This is a genomic window from Paraburkholderia fungorum (assembly GCF_046027605.1).
Classification (GTDB): Bacteria; Pseudomonadota; Gammaproteobacteria; order Burkholderiales; family Burkholderiaceae; genus Paraburkholderia; species Paraburkholderia fungorum_F.
The window spans coordinates 194,408-216,302 of sequence record NZ_JAQQEF010000006.1 but is presented as its reverse complement, the minus strand read 5'-3'; the positions used below and the strand labels follow the sequence as shown (position 1 = coordinate 216,302).

Sequence of the window (21,895 nt, the reverse complement as noted above, 5' to 3'; positions counted from 1 at the left end):
CGCATGGCCTCGATTGTTGCACTCGTGGTCGCACTTGCGCTGGTCGTTGTCAAAGTCTGGGCATGGCTTACCACCGGCTCGATTTCCCTGCTGACATCCGCTGCCGATGGTCTGGTGGACGTCGTCGCGTCTACCGTGACCTTCGCCGGGGTCCGTTATGCAGCCATGCCTGCCGATCGCGGCCATCGCTACGGGCATGGCAAGGCCGAGGCTGTCGCCGCGTTCGTTCAGGCCTTGCTGCTCGCCGGTGCGGCGATCGGACTCGCCATCGAGTCGGTGCAACGTCTGTTCGTTCCTCAAGCGCTGAATCAGACAGGGTTCGGCATCTGGGTGATCGTGGGCAGCTCACTGGCTGCGGCCGGGCTCGTCGCTATGCAAACCGTCGTGGTCAGGCGCACGGGTTCCACAGCCATCGCCGCGGATCGTGCCCACTACGTGACGGACGTGGCGGTCAACATCGCCGTGCTGATTGCGCTTCTGCTCGACCGCTTTCTTGGCTGGTCGCGGGCCGATGCGATCGGCGCCCTGGCGATCGCCGTCTACATGCTGTGGAACGCGCGCGGCATGACGGTCCATGCGTTGGTTCAACTGCTGGACCGTGAGTTGGATGAAGCAGATCGGGCACGCATTGAAGCCGCGGTACTGGCCTGCGACCGCGTGCAAGGCGTTCACGATATCCGTACGCGCGACAGCGGGGACAGGATTTTTGTCGAGTTTCATGTGGAAGTCGACGGGGCGCTCACTGTCGAAGAAGGTCATGCAATCGGCGACAACGCCGAAAAAGCGGTGCAGCGATTGTTCCCTTCGACCGATGCCACGGCCCACCTCGAGCCTGCCGGCATCAAGGACGAGCGGCTGGACGATCTTGTCAGATAGCCTGGTCGTGCGGACCGCGGTGGAGCAGCGGCAAGCGACCCCGTAAAAACCCTAGGATACTCCGTTGGTGTATCGATTTACTATATCGATACACTAAATCGTCCGAACACCACGGACTTCAGGAGACACCATGGCTTCGATTTCCCGGCGAAAATTCTTACAAATCACTTCCGCCGCCTCGGTCGCCGCAGCGGCCGGTTCCCTCCCCACCCTGGCGCGCGCATCGGCGCCGATCGCCCTGCGTTTTTCATCCACGATGGTGGCGGACCAGAACGCCTCGCACTATGTCTGGTATCAGAACTTCGCGGCGAGTCTGAAAAAGAACGTAGGCGACGCCATCCGTGTCGACTTCTTTCCCAACAACCAGCTTGGTAATGAAAGCGACGTCGTGCAGCAGGTCAAGATCGGCTCGATCGACATGATGGTGACGGGCGCCTCGATATGGGCCACGCTCGCGCCGGAAATCGGCATGCTGGATATGGGCTATCTGTTCGACAGCTTCGCGCATGCGGAGAAGGTTCTTGATGGCCACGTGGGTGCCACCTTGGGCAAGTTCCTGCAAGACCGCTCGGGTTGCCAGATTCTCACGTGGACGTCCCAATTCGGCGCGCGCAATGTCTTCACCAAAAAGCCCGTTCAGTCGCTGGCCGAATTCAAGGGCACCAAACTGCGGGTATTGCCGACACCCGCCTTCATCCAGACCTTCAAGGCCATGGGTGCGGTCCCCACGCCGATCCCGTTCGGCGAACTCTATATGGCCGCGCAAACCGGCGTCGTCGATGGGCTCGAACACGATTCCGCGACGGTGCTGTCAGGCAAGTTTTACGAGGTCGTGAAGTCATGCTGGAAAACCCAGCATAACTTCAGTCCGCTCACCGTCGCGATTGGCAAACGATCCATGGACAAGATCCCCGCGGAGCTGCGCCCGGGATTTCTCAAGGCCGTTCAGGAAGCCAGTTTGAAACAGCGCCCCATCGCCGACGAAAAAGTCGCGCAGGCCGAGCAGGTGCTCAAGCAGCACGGCATGACTTTCTACCCGATGGCGCCGGCAGAGCGCGATACCGTGCGCCATCAATTGCAGAGCACGCTCTATCAAAGCTTCGCAAAACAATATCCGGCGACGGCACCGCTCTTTGCGGAAATCGCCGCGGCAAGGGCCTGATCGATGAGCGCGCTCCCCACCCCGCACACGCCGAACGAGACCGGCCACGCCGCCACAGCGCTGGCTTTCGATCGTGGAACACCTTGGGGACCGGGCCTCGAACGCTTGGTGCGATGGACCGAATACCTCTCGGCAGCCGTGCTGGCGGCCGATGTGGCCGTGGTATTCGTGTCGGTCATCTACCGCTACTTCCTGCACGACCCGGTGGATTGGGCCGAGGAAATCGCCTCGGCGCTGATGATCGTGCTGGTCTTCTTCGGTGCGGCGACGGTACTGGCCCGTAGCCAGCACGTCGGCATCGAGTTGTTTCGCGGCCTTTTGCCGGGGCGCTGGCAAACCGCGATGATTCACGCCGGGCACTGGATCATCGCCGGGGTGTCGGCGAGCCTGTTTTTTTCGTCCTGCCTGTTGCTCGTCGATTCGTACGGGCAGACGACCGCGAGCGGCATGCCCGGCTGGATCAACGTCTATCCGCTCGTGATCGGAAGTCTGTTCATGACGCTGTTCGCCGTGGCGAATGCCATCAACGGCACGCGGCGCATCGTGCTGGGGAGCCTCGCCGGATGCGCGGTGATTGCGCTCGCGCTGCTCGCCTGGAGCACGTTCGTCCCGGCCCATCCGATCGAGCCCGGGCTGTTGCTCGCCGCGGGATTTTTCGGCGGCCTGTTCCTCGGCATCCCGATCTGTTTCGTCCTCGCCTTTTCCGCCCTGCTGTTTTTCCTCGCGGAACCGAGCCTGCCCATGCTCGTGTACTCGCAGCAGGTGATGGCAGGCGCCAATCATTTTGTCCTGCTCGCGGTACCGTTCTTCGTGCTGGCCGGCCTGCTGATGGAATCCAACGGCATGTCGTCCCGTCTGGTCGAGCTGCTGCTGCGTATCTTCGGACGCGTGCGCGGCGGCCTCGGCTTGATCTCCATTACGGCAACCGCCTTCTTTTCGGGTGTGTCCGGCTCGAAGCTGGCCGATATCGCGGCAGTAGGCGGCGTCGTGATGCCGGCCGTGCGTCAAAGCGGGGAGGATCCGGACGAGATTGCCGCGATCCTCGCCAGCAGCGCAGTCATGGCGGAAACCATCCCGCCCTGCGTGAACATGATCATCATGGGCTTTGTCGCCAACATTTCGATTGCCGGCCTGTTTCTCGCCGGGATCGTGCCGGCCGCGGTGCTGGCGGTGTCGCTCGGCATCATGGCCGTGATTTTTGGCCGGCGCATCGATCCCAGCAAGGCCTTCAGTGTGCGCCGGCCGCTGGTGCCCCTGCTCGGCGGCGCGCTCGTTGCCTTCATCATGATCGGCATGATCGGCAAAGGCGTGACGTCCGGGGTGGCGACCTCGACCGAGGTATCGGCGTTCGCCGTGGTCTATGCGCTGGTGGCGGGATGGCTTGCATTCCGTGAACTGACGCCGCGAGTGGTCGCGCGGCTGTTCGTGCGCTCCGCGTCGATGGCCGGCAGCATTCTGTTCATCGTCGCCGCGGCGTCGAGCGTCTCGTTCGCGCTCACCATCGAGCAGATTCCGGCGCTCGTGTCCGGCGTGATGGTCTCTTTCGGCAGTCACTACGGTGCGACCGGGTTCATGCTGCTGTCCGTGCTCATCATGATCGTCTTTGGCGCGATACTGGAAGGCGCGCCGGCGTTGATCATCTTCGGGCCTCTGCTGACGCCGATCGCCCAGCAGCTTGGCATCAACCCACTGCACTTCGGAACGGTGGCCGTGGTGGCGATGGGACTCGGCCTGTTCGCACCACCTGTGGGGCTCGGCCTGTTCGCCACCTGCGCCATCACGGGCACCAAGGTCGAACGCGTTGCGCGGCCCATGCTCAAATACCTTGCGGTACTTGCTATCGTCCTCGTCCTGCTGGTGCTTGTGCCCGGCTTCTCTCTCTGGCTACCATCCCGCTTTGGGATGTAAGTCACTTTACCGAGGATCTCGTGAGCACGATACAAGACGTCGCTAAACATGCCGCCGTCTCGGTGAGCACCGTGTCGAATGTACTGAACGGCCGCACGGAAAGGATGCGTCAGGAGACGCTCGCCCGCGTGGAGGAAGCGATAGAAGCGCTGAAATACCGGCCAAGCACCCTCGCACGTCAGCTGAAAACCGGCCAGACACCGTTGATTGGCCTGCTGGTGCCGTCCATCGCCAACCCGATGTACGGCTACATTGCCCGCGAGGTCGAGACCTTCGCGCAGGAGCAGTACGGACACCGCGTGTTGATTGGCAACACCTATCGCGACAAGGAAAAAGAAGCGTCTTTTTTTGAGGACCTCCTCGCCCATGGTGTCCGGCGCGTCATCGTGATCTCTTCGCTGGCTGACGAGAGCCACCTTACGCAGGCGGTACAGCGCGGCATGGTGGTCGTCAGCTACGACCGGCGCGCAACCCCCGGCGAGCAATCTCAAGTCAACCACGTCGCGCCGGATAACTTCGAGGCGGCGCGGATCGCCACCCGTCATCTGATCGCGCATGGCCATACGCAGCTCGCGTTCGCGACGGTTGCGGGGATGACCGTGAGTCGCAGCGACAAGATCGATGGCTTCTACGCGGCGGCAAGCGAGGCCGGCTTGCGCGACCAGGCGCGTGTTATTGAAGGCGGCCCGTCGAACGAATATGGCGACTCCGTCATCGGTGAAGTGGGACACGAGCTTGCGCGGCAAATCGTCAGGAATGCCTGCCGCCCCACGGGAATCGTGGCGGTCAATGACCTGATGGCGCTGGGTTTGATGTCCGGCCTGCGTGAAACGGGGCTGAGCGTGCCTTCGGATGTCTCTATCGTCGGACTGGACGGCCTGTTTCTGTCCGCGCTTTCCAATCCCAGATTGACGACCGTACAGCTGCCGGTGACCGAGATGGCTCGCGCGATGGTCGAGCGGGCCATGACTCCTCAGGGGGCGCCGGACGCGAACGCGGATGCCAATGATCTGGTTTTCAGCACTACGTTGCTCATCGAACGCGAATCCGTGGCGGCACCTCCCGCGCAGATTCCGTCTATCCATGCCAGAAAGCGGAATACCAGGAAATGAATACGGTTTTTGTTAGTCATCCTAGCAACATGCTGGAACGTTACTTCGGCGACAAGGCGCTCGCCGGGTTACGCGCGTTCGCCGAGGTGAAACTGAACACCGGGCGCCGGGAACTCAGCACCGATGAACTGGCCGCCGCGGCGCGTGACTGCGACGTGATCATTGCCTATCGCCAGACGCCCGCGCCGCGCAGCCTGTTCGCCGCGCTGCCTGAGCTGGCGGCGCTCGTGCGGTGCGCGGTCGATATCCGGACCATCGATGTCGACGCCGCAAGCGAGCACGGCGTGCTGGTCACCCAGGCGAGCGCCGGATTCGTGCCGTCGGTTTCGGAATGGGTGATCGGCGTGATACTCGCCATGGCGCGCGGCATCCCTACCTACGCGACGGCCTACCATCGCGGCACGCCCACCGAGCCTGTGATGGGACGCCAGCTGCGTGGCGCCACCCTGGGTGTCATCGGTTATGGCCAGATATCGCGCTATCTATGCGACGCGGCGTGCGCGTTGGGCATGCGTGTGATCGTCACGGATCCGTACACCGAGGTAGAACAGCCCACCTTGCAGCAGGTGCCGCTGCCCACGCTGCTGGCTCTATCCGACTTCGTTGTGTGCCTCGCGCCTGCCACCGCCGAAACCGCCGGCCTGATGAATGCCCAGGCGTTTGCCTCAATGAAACGCGGGGCGTACTTCATCAATGCCGCACGCGGCGAACTGGTCGATGAAGCCGCGCTGCTATCCGCACTGGATTCCGGTCTTCTGGCCGGCTGTGCACTCGACGTCGGCAGCGAAGCGGACCAGATGCCCTCCCTGATCCTCGCACGGCATCCCAGGGTGATTGCGACCCCGCATATCGGCGGTCTCACGCCGGAGGCGATCGAACATCAGGCGCTTCAGACAGTCTCGCAGGTCGAGGCGATCTTCAGCGGAGCAATACCGGAAGGCGCGGTGAACGCTTCGCACGCGAGCCGATTGAGCAGATTCGCGCATGGCGGGAAGCAGGCGCAGGCCGCGCTGGATACGCAAACGCCCCGTCATTCATAGCAGCGCGCAACTGACACCTCATGAATTCGACTTTGGCCACGATGTACCCGGGCGCATGTGATTGCCACATCCATATCTATGAAGCGGGCTATCCTCTCGCGCCTCACGCCACGTTTGTCCCGCCGCCCGCGCCCGTGAGCGCATACCAGCGGATGCAAAAGGAGTTGGGCTTGACGCGGGTCGTCGTGGTGCAACCCACCGGCTATGGCTTCGACAACAGTTGCACCTTGTCGGCATTGGAAAGGTTCGGCGACGCGGCACGCGGCATTGCAATGCTCCCGCCGCAGGCACACGCACAGACACAGCACGGCGACAGTGAACTCGCGCGTCTGCACGAGGCGGGCATTCGCGGTCTGCGTTACATGATGCTCGCCGGTGGTCTCACCTCATGGAGCAACCTCGAGGCCGACGCCGCCCACATCGCCTCGCTCGGCTGGCACATCAATCTGCAACTCGACGGACGCGACCTGCCCACCCACGAGTCCGCGCTGAAGAACTTGCCCTGCAAGCTCGTCATCGATCACACCGGCAAGTTCATCGAGCCGGTGCAACCGGACAGCGAAGCGTTCCGCTCGTTGTGTCGCCTGCTCGATCGCGGACAATGCTGGGTCAAGCTTTCCGCACCGTATGAAACTTCCCGGCTTGGCGCACCGGACTACGACGACGTGGCGCTGCTCGCGCGCACGCTCGCCGCGCGCTATCCGGAGCGCTGCCTATGGGCAAGCAACTGGCCGCACCCTAACGCCCAGCCGCGTCCCGTCGATGCGCTGCTGCTGGATTGGCTCATCCGTTGTGCGGGCAATGAAAACACCGTGGAAAAGATTCTTGTCGGCAATCCCGAAGCGGTCTACGGCTTCTCGCCGTTGTCGAGCTCACATCGGAGTGCGGCGGGCACCGCCTGACGAAACGGCGCGGCAGTCATCGTCATCGTCACGGAGCTGGATCGCCGAGACTGGCCGCGCGCAACCGGTCGAAATCCAGAATGGCGATTTCTCCCGATTTCAGGCTCAAAATATGTTGGCTTTCGAGGTTCCTGAGCAACTGATTCGTGGTCTGTCGCGACAACGACACCATTGAAGCCAGGCTGTCTTGCGAGACCCTGATCCTGCTGTGTGAGGCGTTGAGACCGCCATAGCCGCCCGCGATCATCAACAAACGGTTCGCCACGCGCTGTGCCGCGGGCAATAGGGTCACCGCTTCGGCGTTCTCGAACGAAACCCGCAGTCTTTGCGCCATCAACAACGCAAAATCGCGCCAATAGCCGGGCGTGGAATCGAGCAGGCTCTGCAACGCGGCTTCGGGCACGTGCAGCAACAGCGTCCTGCCGACGGCAGTGGCGTCATTCGGACGTGGCAGCCCGTCGAACATCGAGATTTCTCCCACCCATGCAGTCGGTCCGAGCACCGCGAGCAACGCCTCTTTCCCATCCACGCCGACGGTGCCGATAGCGAGCGCGCCGCCCAGGACGGCGTACAGTCCATAAGACTGGTCGCCGCGGCGATACAGGATTTGGCCCTTCTCCAGCGTGAGCAGGCTGGCACGGCTGACGAGGTAGTCCCGCAACTCCAGGGCCAGGCCCCGGAACCACGGTGTCGTTTCGAGTTGCGACCGGTAGCGGTGCAGGCTGGATTCCATGGGCGCGTCGACCTGTCGTGTATCTGACAGATTTTAGGCGGGTTCGAGAACATCATGTGGACTTGCATCGGACGACGACGCAATGACTTTGGTCCATGCCGCACCTGCTGCACCTGCGGCAGCGCACGGACCGAATGCGCGATTTCGCCGGGCGCTATGCCACCAGGTTGTTCCATTGCTTGAATCATCGAATAAGGAGTGTCGACGTGGCCTCATCTATTGTCAGTCTGAAGAACGACGTGTCACCCGCCGAATGGGAAGCGCGAGTCAACCTCGCGGCCGCGTACCGTCTCACGGCGTTGTTTGGCTGGGACGATCTGGTGTTTACCCACATCTCGGCGCGCGTGCCCGGCCCCGACCATCATTTCCTGATCAACCCGTACGGCATGATGTTCGATGAAATCACCGCGTCCTCGCTGGTCAAGATCGGTCTCGACGGCCGCAAGGTTGTCGAATCGCCGTATGACGTGAATCCGGCCGGCTTCACGATCCATAGCGCCGTGCATGCGGCACGCGAAGATGCGCATTGCGTGATGCACACTCACTCGATCAACGGCGTTGCGGTATCGGCGCAGGAGGCGGGCTTGCTGCCGCTCTCCCAGCAATCGCTCGGTGTGCTGGCGTCGCTCGGCTACCACGACTACGAGGGCATCGCGCTCAATGACGCCGAGAAGCCACGTCTCGTTCAGGACCTCGGCAGCAACAATTATCTGATGCTGCGCAATCACGGCTTGCTGACGGTCGGCGCGACGGCGGCGGACGCCTTCGTCGCCATGTACTTCTTTGAAGCGTCCTGCATGATTCAGGTGCGTGCTCAGGCCGGTGGCGGGAAGCTCACGTCCATTCCCCAACCGATTCTCGACGGCATCAAGGAACAGATCGGATTGGTGACGAGGGGCGTCACGCTGGGTGCGCTGGCATGGCCCGGGCTGCTGCGCCGGCTCGATCGCCGCAACCCCGGATATGCGGACTAACGCGGTCCATTCGCGCCATGCGCTACGCACGATGACAGGTGCTGAGCGAACGGCGTAAGCGTCATCGCCCGTGCCTGCTGATTCAAGGCATCGCGGCTGGGTGGCCAAGTCACGTGAGAACTAATATGGCAAAAATCTTTATCTACGGCGCCGGCTCGATTGGCTGCTATGTTGGCGGACGGCTTCTGGCCGGCGGCAGCGACGTGAGTTTCATCGGGCGTGCACGCATGGCCGATCAGTTGCGCAGTCAAGGCATCACGCTGTCGCGGCACGACAATAGTCGCTGGCATGTGCCACCGGAGCAGACCGACGTGTCGACGGACGCAGCCAGCGCCGCCACCGCCGACCTCGTGCTGGTCACCGTCAAGTCTGCCGCGACGCCCACGGCCGCCGCGGAATTGGCCAGCGTGCTGCGGCCTGGCACGATTGTCGTGAGCTTCCAGAACGGCGTGGGCAACGCGGACGTATTGCGTGCCGCGCTGCCACATCACATCGTGCTAGAGGGGATGGTGCCGTTCAATGTCGTCGAGCGCGGCCCTGGCGCGTTTCATCAAGGTTCAGCGGGCGAACTGGAAATCAGACATACGCCGGCCATGCAGCCGTTCGTCGACGCGTTCAGGCAAGCCGGTCTGCCGCTGATCCAGCACGTCGATATGTTGCCGGTGCAATGGGCGAAGCTGTTGCTCAACCTCAACAATGCGATCAACGCGTTGGCGAACCGTCCATTGAAAGAGGAGCTCTCGCAACGCGCCTACCGGCGCTGTCTCGCGATGGCGCAAAAAGAAGCGCTCGCGCTGCTGAAACGGGCCGGCATACGGCCGGCCAAGGTGACGCCGCTTCCGTCAAGCTGGATACCGCATGTGCTCGCCGTACCCGATGCGGTGTTCGAACGGCTGGGCCGCACGATGCTGACGATCGATCCGCTCGCGCGCTCGTCGATGTCCGACGACCTGGCGGCAGGGCGCGCCACGGAAATCGACTGGATCAACGGCGAGGTCGTGCGCCTCGCGCAACGCCTCGGGCAAACGGCACCGGTCAACGCGCGGCTATGCGAACTCGTGCGGCAAGCGGAACGCGCCGACGCGCGCCCTGCATGGTCAGGCGAAGCACTGCTGGCTGAGTTGCGAGCTGCGGCGGATGCCCGTTTGGTATTGCACGGCAATATCTGAACGCCGGCGCACGCGCAGCCGTTCTTCAGTATCCGTCCTCGAAGCGCCTCGAACTCCGCATGGCCCTGGTTAGCCGGTCGTCCCCGCATAGGCGGCTCTGAGCGTGGCGAGGTCAAGCTTCACCATTTTCATCATGGCTTCGGCCACCCGCGTGGCCTTCACGCGATCGGGGTCGGCCATCATCCGGAGTAGCTCGGTCGGACAGATCTGCCAAGAGACGCCGAAGCGGTCTTTCAGCCAGCCGCACGCATCAGTTGAACCGCCGCCCTCGAGCAGGGCGTTCCAATAGCGGTCGACTTCTGCCTGATCCTCACAGTTGACCAGCAGGGATATCGCATGGTTGAACGAATCGCCTCCCCCGGAGCTCATGGCGATGAAGGGCTGCCCAAACAGAACGAAATCCACAACCTTCGTGGAACCGGCGCTCGGCACCGCGGTGACCCGAGTGATGCGCGAGTCGGGAAAGATAGCCGTATAGAACGCTGCGACCTCTTCAGCTTCAGTGGCGTACCAAAGGAAAGGCGTGATCTTTTGAATCGTCATGGCAAATCTCCTGTCAGGGATGGCTAAATGTGCAGGCAAGTCGCATGCCGCTACTGAGACGACGAAGCAATAGCATCAAGATCGACATGCCGAGAGGAAAAGTTTCACTTTTTATCCATCTCTGTATTCCTGATACTCATTAAGGGGCGGAAGCGGCGCCCTTTCCCGCCGCTGCACCTGCTTCCTTTTCCAAACACGTGACAGCGCAGTTTCCGTATCCTTCCAATGAAACTCGCGCGCCACACCTTCGGCAAAATGCGCGGTTACGGCATCGGCCAGCTCCGCTACTTCCGGTTCGTCCTTGCGAGGGAGATTCTCTAGCCGCGCCGGATGTCCGAACTCTCCGCTCCGATCCATCCAGCGATACAAAGCCGGAATGGTCTGCCGCCATTCGCCCTTGCGCGCAACCGCGCATAGCGTGCGCCACGCTACCGTGTCGCTTTCGAGCCACCGCTTGCGCGCGTCGCCCAGCCGATGTTTTGCGCGGCGCAAGAACATGACGATGCGCCCTCGTGCCCACGCCACCACCAGCAGGCCCAGCACGATCGCGCAGCCGGCGATCAACTGCCTGCTGTGAATCACGATGATTCTGTGGGGAAGGCCCTGACTCATCACATCGGCGGGGATTTCGAAGAGGGGTTTCTCGCGCGCGGTTGACGCGGAAAACGTCATCCCCGGCAACGCGATCGTCTCTTTCTTTTGCGTCTTCGTGTTCCACCATTCAATCGTCACTGGCGGCAGCTTGAACCGGCCATTGTGATCGGCAATGTAGGTCACGCTGTCGGTCCGCTCTCCGGCGACCAATCCCTCCCGGTCCTGCACGATGTTGCGGGTCGTGGACGGTTTGGCGTAACGTTTCAATCCGTCGACTTCGCCGAGATTGGCCGGCGGAATCAGCATCGACTCGGTGCCCTCTGCACTTTGCGTGATGGTGCGCGTGATCGAATCGCCTACCCGAAGCTGCTGCTTCGACGGTTCGATTTTTTGCGTCGCGGTGAGCTTCGTGGTCGGAAAGAATACGGCCATGTCCTGCGCGCCCGGCGGCACGGTCGCCACGAGTTTGAGCGCGGGCGTCATCACTTGCACTGGCGTGTTCGTGCCACCCGGATAGACGGTGATCGCAAACGGCGGGATGTCGTAGGTCTTGCCTGTCTGAGGCGCAATGCGATAGGCGCGGCTCACGCCGAACCAGCGCACGCCGTCGATGTCCTCGGAAAGGTTGTCGGCCTGCTCGTCCGGCAGACTCACGATCGCATCGGCGACGCTGAAGAGCGGCCAGTTCGGCGCCTCGGTAAACCAGGTGGTCGTCAGCAGATCGACGACGAGCTTGACCTCACTGCCCGCGACGACCGGGCCGGCGGGTTCGAGATGCGCGCGAACCAGGGTCCGCGGCGCAGGGTCGGCGAAGGCCGGCAGCGATGGGCAAGCCGCGCCAAGCCACACGATGACGAGCAGTAACCGCAGCAAAGTGGCTGTCATGGCGCGCCCGCTCCCTTGGCCGCGGACTCCGCTTCAAAGCGCTGCTGCAGAAAAACGGCGGGCGACGTATTCAGACTGCGCATCCAGACCTCCTCGCTCGGCCGCGGCGCTCCCTCGATCACGGTCGACGTGCCCCGCCCTTTCTTTTTGTCGGTCTGCACCTGATCCGGCGCCTCCTCTTCCGGGTCCATCTGATCCTGCTGGTCTTTCGCGAGCAGGCGCTGCAAGAACGCGCGATTGGTCGCCGCCTCGCGCAGCGCAGGCTGGAGTTTGAGCGCGTTGTCGTAGGCTTTGATTGCGGCGGCGTAATCATCCAGATGCGCGAGCGTATTGCCCATGTAGAAATACGCCTGCGCCGTCTTCAGACGCGAAAAACTTTCGAGGGCGCCGGCATAGTCGCCCGCGAGATATTGCGCGCGTCCCTTCCACATCGGATCGTCGAAGCGTTGCGCGGCTACCTTGTAATCACCGTGCTCGAAGTGCCAGCGGCCTTGCTGATCGTGTGTCGCGAACAGATCGATCCAGTGCCATTCGGCAGCCTGTGCATGACGCGGAATGGCACTGAAGGCGAGCGAAATCAGCACCACAGGCAGCCACTTGACGGTCCAGCCGCGCCGGAAACTCCACAACGCGAGCAGCAGCAAAGGCACGACGAGCCAGTAGCCGGTCTCTTTCCAGCGCGGCACGATCTTCGACTCTTCCTCCTGCGCCAGGTACGCCTGCGCACGGTGCTGGACCCACACCACGTCGTCGTCATCCACGCGCATGCTGGCGAGCGGAATGTCGGCGTCGTGCGCCACCTTGCGGATCGCGTCGGCATCGAAGGTGCCCATCAGCGGGTGGCCTTCGGGGTCCATCGCGATCATGCCGTCGGGGCCGCGTATCGGGCCGCCATTTTCCGTACCGACCGCGAGCCAAAGCAGTTGATGCCGGAGTGTTCTGGCCTTCCGCACGAATGCGTCGGTCTGGTTCGTATCGAAGCCGTCGCTCATAAAGACGATCGTGCCCGCGGCGGGGTCCTTCGCCAGAAGCCGCTCGGCCGCATCAAGCCCGGCGGTGGCGTTCTTGCCGTCGCGCGGCATCAGCGCGGGCGACAGCGCCGGCACATACAGTTCGAGCATGGCCGGGTCCTCGGTGGGCGGCACGACGAGGTGGCCCGTCGAGGCGAACACCACCAGCCCGGTGCGCGCGCCTTTGCGCGCCCTCGCGAGATCGAGCACCTTCTGTTTGGCACGTTCGAGCCGCGTGGGCGCGACATCGGTCGCGTCCATCGAATGCGCCAGTTCGAGAACGACGACGAGCGGCGCCTTGTCCTGATTGAATGGCGGGCGCTCCTGCTGCCAGGTCGGCCCCGCGGCGGCGAGCGCGCCGATACCGAGCAGCAGAGCCAGCGTGTGAACCGGCTGGATCACGCGGCGTTTCGTGTCGCCGACGATCAGGTGTTCCAGCAACACCGGATCGATGACATTGCGCCAGCGCGCACGCACGCTGTTGCGACGAAACCAGACGAGCGGTAACAGCACGGCGGGAATCAACAGCAGCAACCATCCCGGGCGCAGAAAATGGAACGCCGTCAGATCAATTTCCACGACGCGCCTCCGCAATGGCCACACGTTCCGGAGCGGGCTCGCGACGTGGCCCGCGCAGTATCGCGATCAGCAGCGCCAGCACGTGGTAGAGCGCGAAAATCGCCACCGCCAGGCCGGCCGGCACCCAGTAGAAATCGCGCTGCGGCCGGTAAATTTCGCGCTTCACTTTCTCGGGCGTGAGTTTGTCGAGCGTGGCATAGACGTCGGCGAGGTCCTGCTGCCGGCCGAGTGCGCGAAACGCCCGGCCGCCGGTAATGCTCGAAATGCGGGCGAGCGCATCGAGATCGACCTTGTCCTCGCCGGTCGTATCCGGATCGCCAATGCCGATGGTGTGGATCACCAGTTTGTGGTCTTTGGCGATCTCGGCGGCACGCTCGGGCGGAATGGCGCTGCTGGTGTCGTTGCCGTCGGTCAGCAGGATCAGCACCTTCTCGGGCGCCGGTGAATTCGCCATCAGCTTCACCGTCAGGCCGATTGCGTCGCCAATGGCGGTACGCGGCCCGGCCATGCCGATCTGCATCTGGTCGAGCAGAACCTGCACAGCGTCGTGATCGAGCGTGAGCGGCGCCTGCGGATAGGCGGCGTCGCCGAATACCACGAGACCGAGGCGATCGCCCTTGCGCTTCGCGATGAAATCGGCCACTACACTTTTGACCGCGCTCAAGCGGTCCATCCGGACGCCGGCGGCGTCGACGAAATCACGCGTCGCCATCGAACCCGACAGATCGATGGCTAGCATCAGATCGCGCGCGGGTTCTTCGCGCACGATCGGCGCTTCGACATAGACCGGTTTGGCGGCTGCGATCACGAGCAACGTCCACAGCAACGGCAGCAGCAGACGTTGCAGCCAGTTGCGGCGCAGGCGCACGCCGCCGGGTGCCGGCTTTTCGCCGGCGGCCTCCGCCATTTCATGAAAGAACGGCACGCGCACTGCGGAGGCTCGGGTGCGATAGGCCGGCACCAGCCACCACACGAAAAGCGGCAGCGGCAGCAGGGCGAACATCCACGGAAAATCAAATTTCCACATGGTGACGCTCGATCCAGTCGCGTGTATGGCCGATGAGCGCTGCCGCGTCACCGTCGGAAATGCCGGCCACTACCTCGGGCGGCGCATAGCTCGCGAGTGCGAGGAGCGCGCCGCTTCTCGCGTCGAAGCGGCCGCGTGTGCGCTGCAAGAACGCGAGCCATTCACCGCCGGTCAACGCCGCAACCTGCTCGCGCGGCACGACGACGAGCGCGGTGCGCTTGATCAGGCGCGGTATGGCGGCAAGCGCGTTCGCGCGCTGTTCACGGTCCGCGTGGGCGGATGCAAGACTGGCCTCAATGCTCGCGAGTTCCGTGAGCGCGGCTCGCCGGTAGCGCTGCTTCGCGCGACGCCGCCGGGCAAACCAGAGCGCGACGCCGAGCGCCGCCAGCAGCACGACAGCAACGAACACCCAGCCAATGGTATGCGGCGCGTACGACACCGCTTCCGGCAACGGCAGCTCCTGCAACGCCTTGAGTTGCCCCGAAGAATCAGGTGGGACGAGCGATGCATCGCTCATAGACCACTCCCGGTGGCCGGTCGCGCGCGCTGGCCGAACAAGCGCCGCACCTGCTCGACCGTCGGCTCCGCTGTTGACAGCGCCATCAACGGTACGCCGCTGGAGCGCAGCAACTCCGCTACCTCGGCGGTGCGGCCGCTGAACAGGCTCGACAGCGGCGCACGGACGCGCTCCTGCTCGATCCGCAATTCCACCTGCAGATGCCCTTCGCTGACCACCAGCGCGCGATGTTCCGGCATGTGCTGCCACAAGGGATCGAAGACCATGGCCGCGACGACGTCGTTGTGGGCCGACAACTGCCGCAACAGCCGCTGCGTGCGTTCGTCCGCGCCGGCAAAATCGCTGACGATGCAGATCAGGTAATCGTGACCGGCCAACTGAAGCACGCCTTCGAGCGCCGCGTTCAGTTGCGCGTAGTCGGTGCGTGCGTCGCTATCGGCATGCAGCGCGCGGTTCATCGCGGCGAGCGCGCCGAACAGGACTTTGATCCGGCTGCGGCTGCGCAGCGGCCTCACCCGCACGATCCGGTTGTCATTGAACAGCACGCCACCTACCCGGTCGCCGGCCGTGAAGCCCATCCATACGGCAAGCGCGGCCACTTCGGCGGCCACCACCGATTTGAACGCCCGGCGCGAGCCGAAAAACATACTCATGCGCTGATCGACGACCACCAGCAGCGGCCGGTCACGCTCCTCGGTATAGGCACGAATCTGCGGCTTGCCCAGACGCAGCGAGACCTTCCAGTCGATGTGGCGGATATCGTCGCCGGGCAGGTAGGCGCGAATCTCTTCGAAATTGAGCCCGCGCCCCCGCAAGCGCGACGCGTGACTGCCCGACAGCACGCTCGATACCGGCGCCGGCGCGATAAAGCTCAGCCCGCGGGCATGAAACTCGAGCTTCGCCAGATGCGCGGCGTCGACATACACGCGGCCATCGGCGGATGTTGCGGAGCTTGCGGATTCGGACATCAAGACCACGGCGATCCCCCGCGTCGATGCGACGATGCTGATTGCGCCATGCGCTCTGCGTTATACGTCATTGCGCCATGCGCTCTGCGTGAGACGCCATGCGCTCTGCGCCGTGCCTCAGGCCGGCACGGCCACCTTTTCGATCAGCCGGTCGACCACGGCGTCGGCACTGACATTCTCCGCATTGGCGTCATAAGACAGTATCAACCGATGCCGCAGGACCGGATGAACCACCGCGCGCACGTCGTCGGGCGTGACGAATTTGCGGTCCTGCAACCAGGCCTGCACGCGGCTCGCGCGGTCGAGGCCAATCGAACCGCGCGGGCTCGCGCCAATTTCAATCCATTTGCCGAGGTCGGCGTCGAGTTCGCTAGCATGCCGGGTCGCATTGACGAGCGACACAATGTAGTCATCCACCGCCGGAGCAACCGTGATGTGCCTGATTTCTTCGCGCACCGCGAAAATGACGTCCTGGGCGAGCACATTGGGTGGGTTGTCCGGCTGGCCGCTTTCGCGCCGCAGCAGCCGCAACATCTCCACCTCGCTTTGTGGCGACGGATAACTAATCAGTACCTTCAGAAGAAACCGGTCCATTTGCGCTTCAGGCAATGGATAGGTGCCCTCCTGTTCGATCGGATTTTGGGTTGCCATAACAAGAAACAGATCCGGCATCCTATGCGTTTTACCCGCCACGGAAATCTGCCGCTCTTCCATTGCTTCCAATAACGCCGACTGAACTTTGGCGGGCGCGCGGTTAATTTCATCGGCAAGAATCAGATTGCCGAAAATCGGGCCGGGCTGAAAACTGAGCGTGCGTTCCGTACCGCTTTGCAGCAGCGTTTCGGCGCCGGTGATGTCGGACGGCAACAGATCGGGCGTGAATTGAATGCGGCTCATGGTTGCCGCGAGACGCGTGGCAATGGCTTTGACGGTACGGGTTTTGGCGAGTCCTGGCAGGCTTTCCAGCAGCACGTGTCCGTCTGCCAGCAGCGCAATGAGTACCTGCCGGACAATGGCTTGCTGGCCGACTATCGCTTCATTGACACTCGATTCGAAGCGCAGGATCGTTTCGCGCATAGTTCTCGATTCCCCATTTTGTTGCCGGTGGGACAACTTGAATGCCAACGATCGCCAGATACGTTAATGCACGGGCGGTCTTTCGTCAAAGTTTCTCCCATGAGTAAAAAAAGCGTGAAATGTGTTAGAAAAATTGATAGCCTGCGTGTCATGTTTGCTAAACAGCACGCGACACATTTCTATTGGGCATAAATCGTTATTCCGCATCGCTAAGCTTCTTCCGTGCAAAAGAGAGCCGGGCCGCCTGCTAAAGGTCTGCCGTTTCAAACGTGTGAGAGAAGGGATGATGAGTTCAGGAAAACGTAGCACGGCAACGGATGCTCGCGCCAAAGGCACACCCGCCGCGCGCTATCGCAAGCTACTCCTGTGGGGCGGACTTCTCGTCATGCTCCCCGCATGCGTCGGTGCCGCTGTCAGTTGGGCTGTCACCTCACATAATCAACCTCATCAGCAAGTTGTCTATGGCGACGGAACGCATGGCCCGCTTGGCATGGCATGGGTTCCCGGTGGTCAATTCCTGATGGGCAGCGACTCGAAGCAGGCGCAGCCCAATGAACGCCCCGCCCACAAGGTGCGTGTGCACGGTTTCTGGATGGACCGTCATCACGTCACCAATGCCGAATTCCGCAAATTCGTCGAAGCAACCGGTTACGTCACGACTGCCGAGAAGAAACCGGATTGGGATACCTTGAAGGTGCAACTACCGCCCGGTACGCCGCGTCCGCCTGATAGCGCAATGGTCGCGGGGGCGATGGTGTTCGTCGGCACGAACCACCCGGTGCCGCTGGAAGACTATTCGCAGTGGTGGCGCTATGTGCCTGGTGCGAACTGGCGTCATCCCACGGGACCTGACAGCAACATTATCGGTAAGGACGATCATCCGGTCGTTCAGGTTTCCTACGAAGATGCGCAGGCTTATGCGAAATGGGCCGGCAAGCGCTTGCCGACCGAAGCCGAATGGGAGTTTGCCGCGCGCGGCGGGCTCGAACAGGCCACTTACGCCTGGGGCAATCAATTCGCGCCGAACGGCAAGCAGATGGCCAACGTCTGGCAGGGCCAGCAGGTGCAGTCATTCCCGGTGGTCAGCCCGAAGGCGGGCGGTGCGCTCGGTACGAGTCCGGTCGGCACCTTTCCGGCGAACGGGTATGGGCTGTCGGACATGACCGGCAACGCGTGGCAGTGGGTGGCCGACTGGTATCGCGCCGACCAGTTCCGGCGTGAAGCGGTGAGCACCAGCACGATCGACAACCCGGTCGGCCCGCGCGAATCGTGGGATCCGGCCGACCAGGGTGTGCCTGTAGGCGCCCCCAAGCGCGTGACACGCGGCGGTTCGTTCCTCTGCAATGAGGATTACTGCCTGAGCTACCGTCCCAGCGCGCGGCGTGGCACCGACCCCTACAACAGCATGTCGCATCTCGGCTTTCGCCTCGTAATGGACGAAGACACCTGGAAGCAACCGCTTGCACGTCAGGCGTCGGCCCGCGCCGCAGACGCCGACGGAAGCTAGGGCGCACTGCCCTTTCGAGCTGTATCTGTTTCTTCCGCGCGCTTGTCGCTCGCGGGTCATGGAATTGTGCAATCGGAATGGAGGCTGGATGCGTTCGAGCTGTGAGCCAAAATGGTCGGTGCGTGCCGCGGGCTCGATCCGCGCTGCGGGTGAGTCAAGCTTCGGGTCCGCATTCGGGTCCGCATTCCGCTCGACATTCGGGTCGGCGCTCGGTGTTACCCTGGTCGCGCTCAGTGTCGCGCTCGGCGCCGCCGGTTGCACCGCACCTGGTGGCACTGCACCTGGTAACACGAACGCACCCCCGCCGGCTGCCGTCAGTTCGAGCGCCGCGCTGCCGTCCTGGCGCGACGGCGCGGCCAAACAAACGATCGAGAAATTCGTCGCCGACGTCACCCGTGAAGGCTCGCCGAACTTCGTACCGCCGGCCGAGCGGATCGCCGTGTTCGACAACGACGGCACGCTGTGGAGCGAGCAGCCGCTGTACTTTCAGTTCGTCTTCATGCTCGACCAGGTGAAAGCGGCGGCGCCGAAGCATCCCGAGTGGAAAACGAATCCGGCCTTCAAGGCGCTGGTTGCCAAAGACTACGGCGCGCTGGCAAGCCAGCAGAAACAGCTGCTGCAACTGGTCGCCGTCGCCAATAGCGGCATGACCGTGGACGCCTACGACAAGACCATCCGCGACTGGCTGGCCAGCGCGCGGCATCCGAAATTCAATCGCCCCTACACCGAGCTCGTCTATCAGCCGCAACTCGAATTGCTCGCCTACCTGCGCGCCAACGGCTTCAAGACCTTCATCGTGTCGGGCGGCACCATCGAATTCATGCGGCCGTGGGCGGAGAAAGCGTATGGCATTCCTCCCGAGCAGGTAATCGGCTCGAGCCAGCTGGTGCAATACCAGATGCATGACGGTCAGGGCGCGCTGGTGCGCCTGCCGAAAATCGATTTCGTCGACGACGGCGCTGGCAAACCGGTCGGCATCTATCGGAACATCGGCCGCAAACCGATTCTCGCGTTCGGCAATTCGGACGGCGATCTGCAGATGCTGCAGTACACCACGTCCGGCAACGGCCCGCACCTCGCCTTGCTGGTGCATCACGACGACGCCGTGCGCGAATTCGCGTACGACCGCGCCTCGAAGATCGGCAAGCTCGACAAGGCGTGGGACGAAGCGATCGCCGACGGCTGGACCGTGGTCAGCATGAAGGACGACTGGCAAACCATCTATCCCGCGCCGACGCAGTAAGCGGTGCGAGCGCGAGCCGCGCGTGGGATGCGGCCGCTACGAGACAACCCCGCGCGCAGGGAACGCGTAACGGGTGAACTGAAGTCAACTCCATTGGAGCGACACGATGAGAATGTTCCTGCGCAAGGGGCGCTACGCAGCCGGAGCGACAGTCGTCGCGATGGCCGCGTTCGCTGCATTGATTCTTCCCTCCATCAACGCGCCCGCGCAGACTCAAGCGCCGGCCAAACCGGCGGCTGCGCCGGCCACCAGCGCGCCGCAGCAACAGCCCGCCGCTAAAAATTCGGCGAAACCGAACATCCTCGTGATCTTCGGCGATGACATCGGCCAGGCCAATATCAGCGCCTACACACGCGGCGTGGTGGGCTACAAGACGCCGAACATCGACCGTGTGGCCAACGAAGGCATGATCTTCACGGACTACTACGCGGAGAACAGTTGCACGGCAGGGCGCTCGTCGTTCATCACCGGCCAGGTGCCGTTGCGCACGGGGCTCTCCAAAGTCGGCGCGCCCGGTGCACCGGTCGGCCTGCAAAAGACCGACATGACGATCGCCCAGGCGCTCAAGCCGCTCGGCTACGCGACTGGTCAGTTCGGCAAGAATCACCTTGGCGACAAGAACGAATACCTGCCGACCAATCACGGCTTCGACGAGTTCTACGGCAACCTGTACCATCTGAACGCCGAGGAAGAGCCCGAGCGCCCCTACTGGCCGAAGGACAAGAACGACCCGTATGTGAAGAACTTCTCGCCGCGCGGCGTGATTCATAGCACCTCGGACGGCAAGATTCAGGACACCGGCCCGCTCACGGCCAAGCGCATGGAAACCATCGACGACGAAACCGGCGCGCACGCGGAAGAATTCATCCGCAAGCAGGTCAAGAACGGCACACCGTTCTTCGTCTGGATGAACTACACGCGCATGCATGTGTTCACTCACGTTCGTCCCGAGTTCAGAGGCAAGAGCGGCATGCCCGGCAACGAATACGCCGACGGCATGTGGGAGCACGACCAGGACGTCGGCAAACTGCTCAAGCTGCTGGACGACCTGAAGATCACCAACAACACCATCGTGATCTACACGACCGACAACGGACCGAATCAGTTCTCGTGGCCGGACGCGGCAACCACACCGTTCCGCAGCGAAAAGGACTCCAACTGGGAAGGCGCGTTCCGGGTGCCCGCGATGATTCGCTGGCCCGGCCATATCAAGGCGGGTGAAACGTCGAACGAGATGATCTCGGGGCTCGACTGGTTCCCCACGCTGGTCGCCGCAGCCGGTGACACCGGTGTGAAAGACCGGCTCCTGAAGGGCTGGGCGCCTAAAGCCGGCGGCGCGAGCTTCAAGAATCACCTCGACGGCTACAACCAGCTGCCTTTCCTGACCGGGCAGACCACCAAGGACCCGCGCACGGAGTTCTACTATTTCGACGACGACGGCGATCTGGTGGCCATGCGCTGGGATCAGGACGGCAACGCGTGGAAAGCGGTGTTCTGCGAGCAGCGCGCGAAGGGCAATCTGAATATCTGGCAGGACCCGCTCGTCTGCCTGCGGCTGCCCAAACTGTTCAACCTGCGCATGGATCCTTATGAACGGGCGGACATCACCTCGGATCAATACAACGACTGGGTGACGAAGAACGTCTACCTGAACGGCATCGCGACGATGAAAGCGTCGGTGTTCCTGCAGACCTTCGTCAACTATCCGCCGAGCCAACGTCCTGCAAGCTTCAGCGTGGACGGTGTGCGCCGCCAGGTCGACAAGAAGATCGACGAGTCCTTCAAGAAGCGCGGCCTCGAGTAATACCTCACGCGGTTGCGCCTGCCGGCCTGGACCGGCGGGCGCAACTTCTCGATGCCGTTGCCTATCCCGTCAAGCCGGTCCAGGTCTATTTGGTTCAGATCTACCAACACCCTCCCCTCGCCATTCATTCCATGACGCAAACGCTGGCCAACCGTGCTAAAAGCTCACGCCGTGAGCGCCGTGCACATGAACGCGCACAGCGTCGCGACGATGCTCACTTGCACGCACCGCAGAAAGAAGCTGTCAGCCCAAGCTTGCCGATTGC

The 21,895-nt window shown here is 62.8% G+C and carries 19 protein-coding genes; 11 read left to right on the top strand and 8 right to left on the bottom strand.

What is annotated here, in order from left to right; genetic code table 11:
* Window positions 1-3: 3 nt before the first annotated feature.
* The 6 genes from PQR53_RS13110 to PQR53_RS13085 all read left to right on the top strand — a co-directional run bounded on the left by PQR53_RS13110 (window position 4) and on the right by PQR53_RS13085 (window position 7,000).
* Window positions 4-876: a cation diffusion facilitator family transporter gene (locus PQR53_RS13110; protein ID WP_408454054.1), complete on the top strand. Its 873-nt coding sequence runs from the start codon at window positions 4-6 to the stop codon at window positions 874-876.
* Between the two features lie 130 nt (window positions 877-1,006).
* A complete protein-coding gene (locus tag PQR53_RS13105; protein ID WP_408454051.1) occupies window positions 1,007-2,038 on the top strand; it encodes a TRAP transporter substrate-binding protein in 1,032 nt (343 codons plus the stop codon).
* Between the two features lie 3 nt (window positions 2,039-2,041).
* The gene (locus tag PQR53_RS13100) at window positions 2,042-3,946 is read left to right on the top strand and encodes a TRAP transporter large permease subunit (protein ID WP_408454048.1); all 1,905 of its coding nucleotides are present in this window, start codon (window positions 2,042-2,044) and stop codon (window positions 3,944-3,946) included.
* 20 nt (window positions 3,947-3,966) lie between these two features.
* Window positions 3,967-5,058 (top strand): LacI family DNA-binding transcriptional regulator, encoded by a 1,092-nt coding sequence (locus PQR53_RS13095; RefSeq protein WP_408454045.1) that lies wholly within the window; start codon window positions 3,967-3,969, stop codon window positions 5,056-5,058.
* A complete protein-coding gene (locus PQR53_RS13090) occupies window positions 5,055-6,098 on the top strand; it encodes a hydroxyacid dehydrogenase (RefSeq protein ID WP_408454042.1) in 1,044 nt (347 codons plus the stop codon). Before PQR53_RS13095 ends, PQR53_RS13090 begins: the two co-directional genes overlap by 4 nt.
* A gap of 20 nt (window positions 6,099-6,118) precedes the next feature.
* Complete coding sequence (locus PQR53_RS13085) at window positions 6,119-7,000, top strand: amidohydrolase family protein (RefSeq protein ID WP_408454039.1); 882 nt, start codon at window positions 6,119-6,121, stop codon at window positions 6,998-7,000.
* A gap of 28 nt (window positions 7,001-7,028) precedes the next feature.
* Here PQR53_RS13085 and PQR53_RS13080 read toward each other — a convergent pair whose 3' ends face one another.
* On the bottom strand, window positions 7,029-7,733 hold the full coding sequence (locus PQR53_RS13080) for a Crp/Fnr family transcriptional regulator (RefSeq protein ID WP_408454037.1): 705 nt from the start codon (window positions 7,731-7,733) through the stop codon (window positions 7,029-7,031).
* Between the two features lie 206 nt (window positions 7,734-7,939).
* On the opposite strand from PQR53_RS13080, the gene PQR53_RS13075 reads away from it, so the two are divergent.
* Complete coding sequence (locus tag PQR53_RS13075) at window positions 7,940-8,707, top strand: class II aldolase/adducin family protein (protein ID WP_408454034.1); 768 nt, start codon at window positions 7,940-7,942, stop codon at window positions 8,705-8,707.
* 125 nt (window positions 8,708-8,832) lie between these two features.
* Window positions 8,833-9,876, top strand: a complete 1,044-nt coding sequence (locus PQR53_RS13070) for a 2-dehydropantoate 2-reductase (RefSeq protein ID WP_408454032.1) — start codon at window positions 8,833-8,835, stop codon at window positions 9,874-9,876.
* Between the two features lie 69 nt (window positions 9,877-9,945).
* On the opposite strand, the gene PQR53_RS13065 is transcribed toward PQR53_RS13070, so the two are convergent.
* The 7 genes from PQR53_RS13065 to PQR53_RS13035 all read right to left on the bottom strand — a co-directional run bounded on the left by PQR53_RS13065 (window position 9,946) and on the right by PQR53_RS13035 (window position 17,076).
* Entirely contained in the window at window positions 9,946-10,419 is a 474-nt protein-coding gene (locus PQR53_RS13065; RefSeq protein ID WP_408454029.1) for a VOC family protein, read from the bottom strand.
* A gap of 111 nt (window positions 10,420-10,530) precedes the next feature.
* A complete protein-coding gene (locus PQR53_RS13060; protein ID WP_408454026.1) occupies window positions 10,531-11,898 on the bottom strand; it encodes a BatD family protein in 1,368 nt (455 codons plus the stop codon).
* On the bottom strand, window positions 11,895-13,487 hold the full coding sequence (locus PQR53_RS13055; RefSeq protein ID WP_408454023.1) for a vWA domain-containing protein: 1,593 nt from the start codon (window positions 13,485-13,487) through the stop codon (window positions 11,895-11,897). Before PQR53_RS13055 ends, PQR53_RS13060 begins: the two co-directional genes overlap by 4 nt.
* A complete protein-coding gene (locus PQR53_RS13050) occupies window positions 13,477-14,514 on the bottom strand; it encodes a vWA domain-containing protein (RefSeq protein WP_408454020.1) in 1,038 nt (345 codons plus the stop codon). Before PQR53_RS13050 ends, PQR53_RS13055 begins: the two co-directional genes overlap by 11 nt.
* The gene (locus PQR53_RS13045; protein ID WP_408454017.1) at window positions 14,501-15,031 is read right to left on the bottom strand and encodes a DUF4381 domain-containing protein; all 531 of its coding nucleotides are present in this window, start codon (window positions 15,029-15,031) and stop codon (window positions 14,501-14,503) included. The genes PQR53_RS13050 and PQR53_RS13045 overlap by 14 nt, the downstream gene beginning before the upstream one ends.
* Window positions 15,028-15,999 (bottom strand): DUF58 domain-containing protein, encoded by a 972-nt coding sequence (locus PQR53_RS13040; protein ID WP_408454014.1) that lies wholly within the window; start codon window positions 15,997-15,999, stop codon window positions 15,028-15,030. The genes PQR53_RS13045 and PQR53_RS13040 overlap by 4 nt, the downstream gene beginning before the upstream one ends.
* Window positions 16,000-16,116: 117 nt before the next feature.
* Complete coding sequence (locus PQR53_RS13035; protein WP_408454011.1) at window positions 16,117-17,076, bottom strand: AAA family ATPase; 960 nt, start codon at window positions 17,074-17,076, stop codon at window positions 16,117-16,119.
* Window positions 17,077-17,359: 283 nt separating this feature from the next.
* Here PQR53_RS13035 and PQR53_RS13030 point away from each other — a divergent pair, with 283 nt between their 5' ends.
* The 3 genes from PQR53_RS13030 to PQR53_RS13020 all read left to right on the top strand — a co-directional run bounded on the left by PQR53_RS13030 (window position 17,360) and on the right by PQR53_RS13020 (window position 21,630).
* Entirely contained in the window at window positions 17,360-18,583 is a 1,224-nt protein-coding gene (locus PQR53_RS13030; RefSeq protein WP_408454008.1) for a formylglycine-generating enzyme family protein, read from the top strand.
* A gap of 88 nt (window positions 18,584-18,671) precedes the next feature.
* A complete protein-coding gene (locus PQR53_RS13025; RefSeq protein ID WP_408454005.1) occupies window positions 18,672-19,826 on the top strand; it encodes an HAD family hydrolase in 1,155 nt (384 codons plus the stop codon).
* Window positions 19,827-19,932: 106 nt separating this feature from the next.
* Window positions 19,933-21,630, top strand: coding sequence for an arylsulfatase (locus PQR53_RS13020; RefSeq protein ID WP_408454003.1), 1,698 nt, complete (start codon window positions 19,933-19,935; stop codon window positions 21,628-21,630).
* Window positions 21,631-21,895 lie beyond the last annotated feature (265 nt).

What these genes read in the sequence shown, in the direction of transcription:
- PQR53_RS13035 (WP_408454011.1), bottom strand. Translation starts at nt 17,076, where the DNA reads ATGCGCGAAACGATCCTGCGCTTCGAATCGAGTGTCAATGAAGCGATA.
- PQR53_RS13025 (WP_408454005.1), top strand. Translation starts at nt 18,672, where the DNA reads ATGCGTTCGAGCTGTGAGCCAAAATGGTCGGTGCGTGCCGCGGGCTCG.
- PQR53_RS13100 (WP_408454048.1), top strand. Translation starts at nt 2,042, where the DNA reads ATGAGCGCGCTCCCCACCCCGCACACGCCGAACGAGACCGGCCACGCC.
- PQR53_RS13090 (WP_408454042.1), top strand. Translation starts at nt 5,055, where the DNA reads ATGAATACGGTTTTTGTTAGTCATCCTAGCAACATGCTGGAACGTTAC.
- PQR53_RS13065 (WP_408454029.1), bottom strand. Translation starts at nt 10,419, where the DNA reads ATGACGATTCAAAAGATCACGCCTTTCCTTTGGTACGCCACTGAAGCT.
- PQR53_RS13110 (WP_408454054.1), top strand. Translation starts at nt 4, where the DNA reads ATGGCCTCGATTGTTGCACTCGTGGTCGCACTTGCGCTGGTCGTTGTC.
- PQR53_RS13060 (WP_408454026.1), bottom strand. Translation starts at nt 11,898, where the DNA reads ATGACAGCCACTTTGCTGCGGTTACTGCTCGTCATCGTGTGGCTTGGC.
- PQR53_RS13080 (WP_408454037.1), bottom strand. Translation starts at nt 7,733, where the DNA reads ATGGAATCCAGCCTGCACCGCTACCGGTCGCAACTCGAAACGACACCG.
- PQR53_RS13070 (WP_408454032.1), top strand. Translation starts at nt 8,833, where the DNA reads ATGGCAAAAATCTTTATCTACGGCGCCGGCTCGATTGGCTGCTATGTT.
- PQR53_RS13040 (WP_408454014.1), bottom strand. Translation starts at nt 15,999, where the DNA reads ATGTCCGAATCCGCAAGCTCCGCAACATCCGCCGATGGCCGCGTGTAT.
- PQR53_RS13050 (WP_408454020.1), bottom strand. Translation starts at nt 14,514, where the DNA reads ATGTGGAAATTTGATTTTCCGTGGATGTTCGCCCTGCTGCCGCTGCCG.
- PQR53_RS13020 (WP_408454003.1), top strand. Translation starts at nt 19,933, where the DNA reads ATGAGAATGTTCCTGCGCAAGGGGCGCTACGCAGCCGGAGCGACAGTC.
- PQR53_RS13045 (WP_408454017.1), bottom strand. Translation starts at nt 15,031, where the DNA reads ATGAGCGATGCATCGCTCGTCCCACCTGATTCTTCGGGGCAACTCAAG.
- PQR53_RS13105 (WP_408454051.1), top strand. Translation starts at nt 1,007, where the DNA reads ATGGCTTCGATTTCCCGGCGAAAATTCTTACAAATCACTTCCGCCGCC.
- PQR53_RS13085 (WP_408454039.1), top strand. Translation starts at nt 6,119, where the DNA reads ATGAATTCGACTTTGGCCACGATGTACCCGGGCGCATGTGATTGCCAC.
- PQR53_RS13030 (WP_408454008.1), top strand. Translation starts at nt 17,360, where the DNA reads ATGATGAGTTCAGGAAAACGTAGCACGGCAACGGATGCTCGCGCCAAA.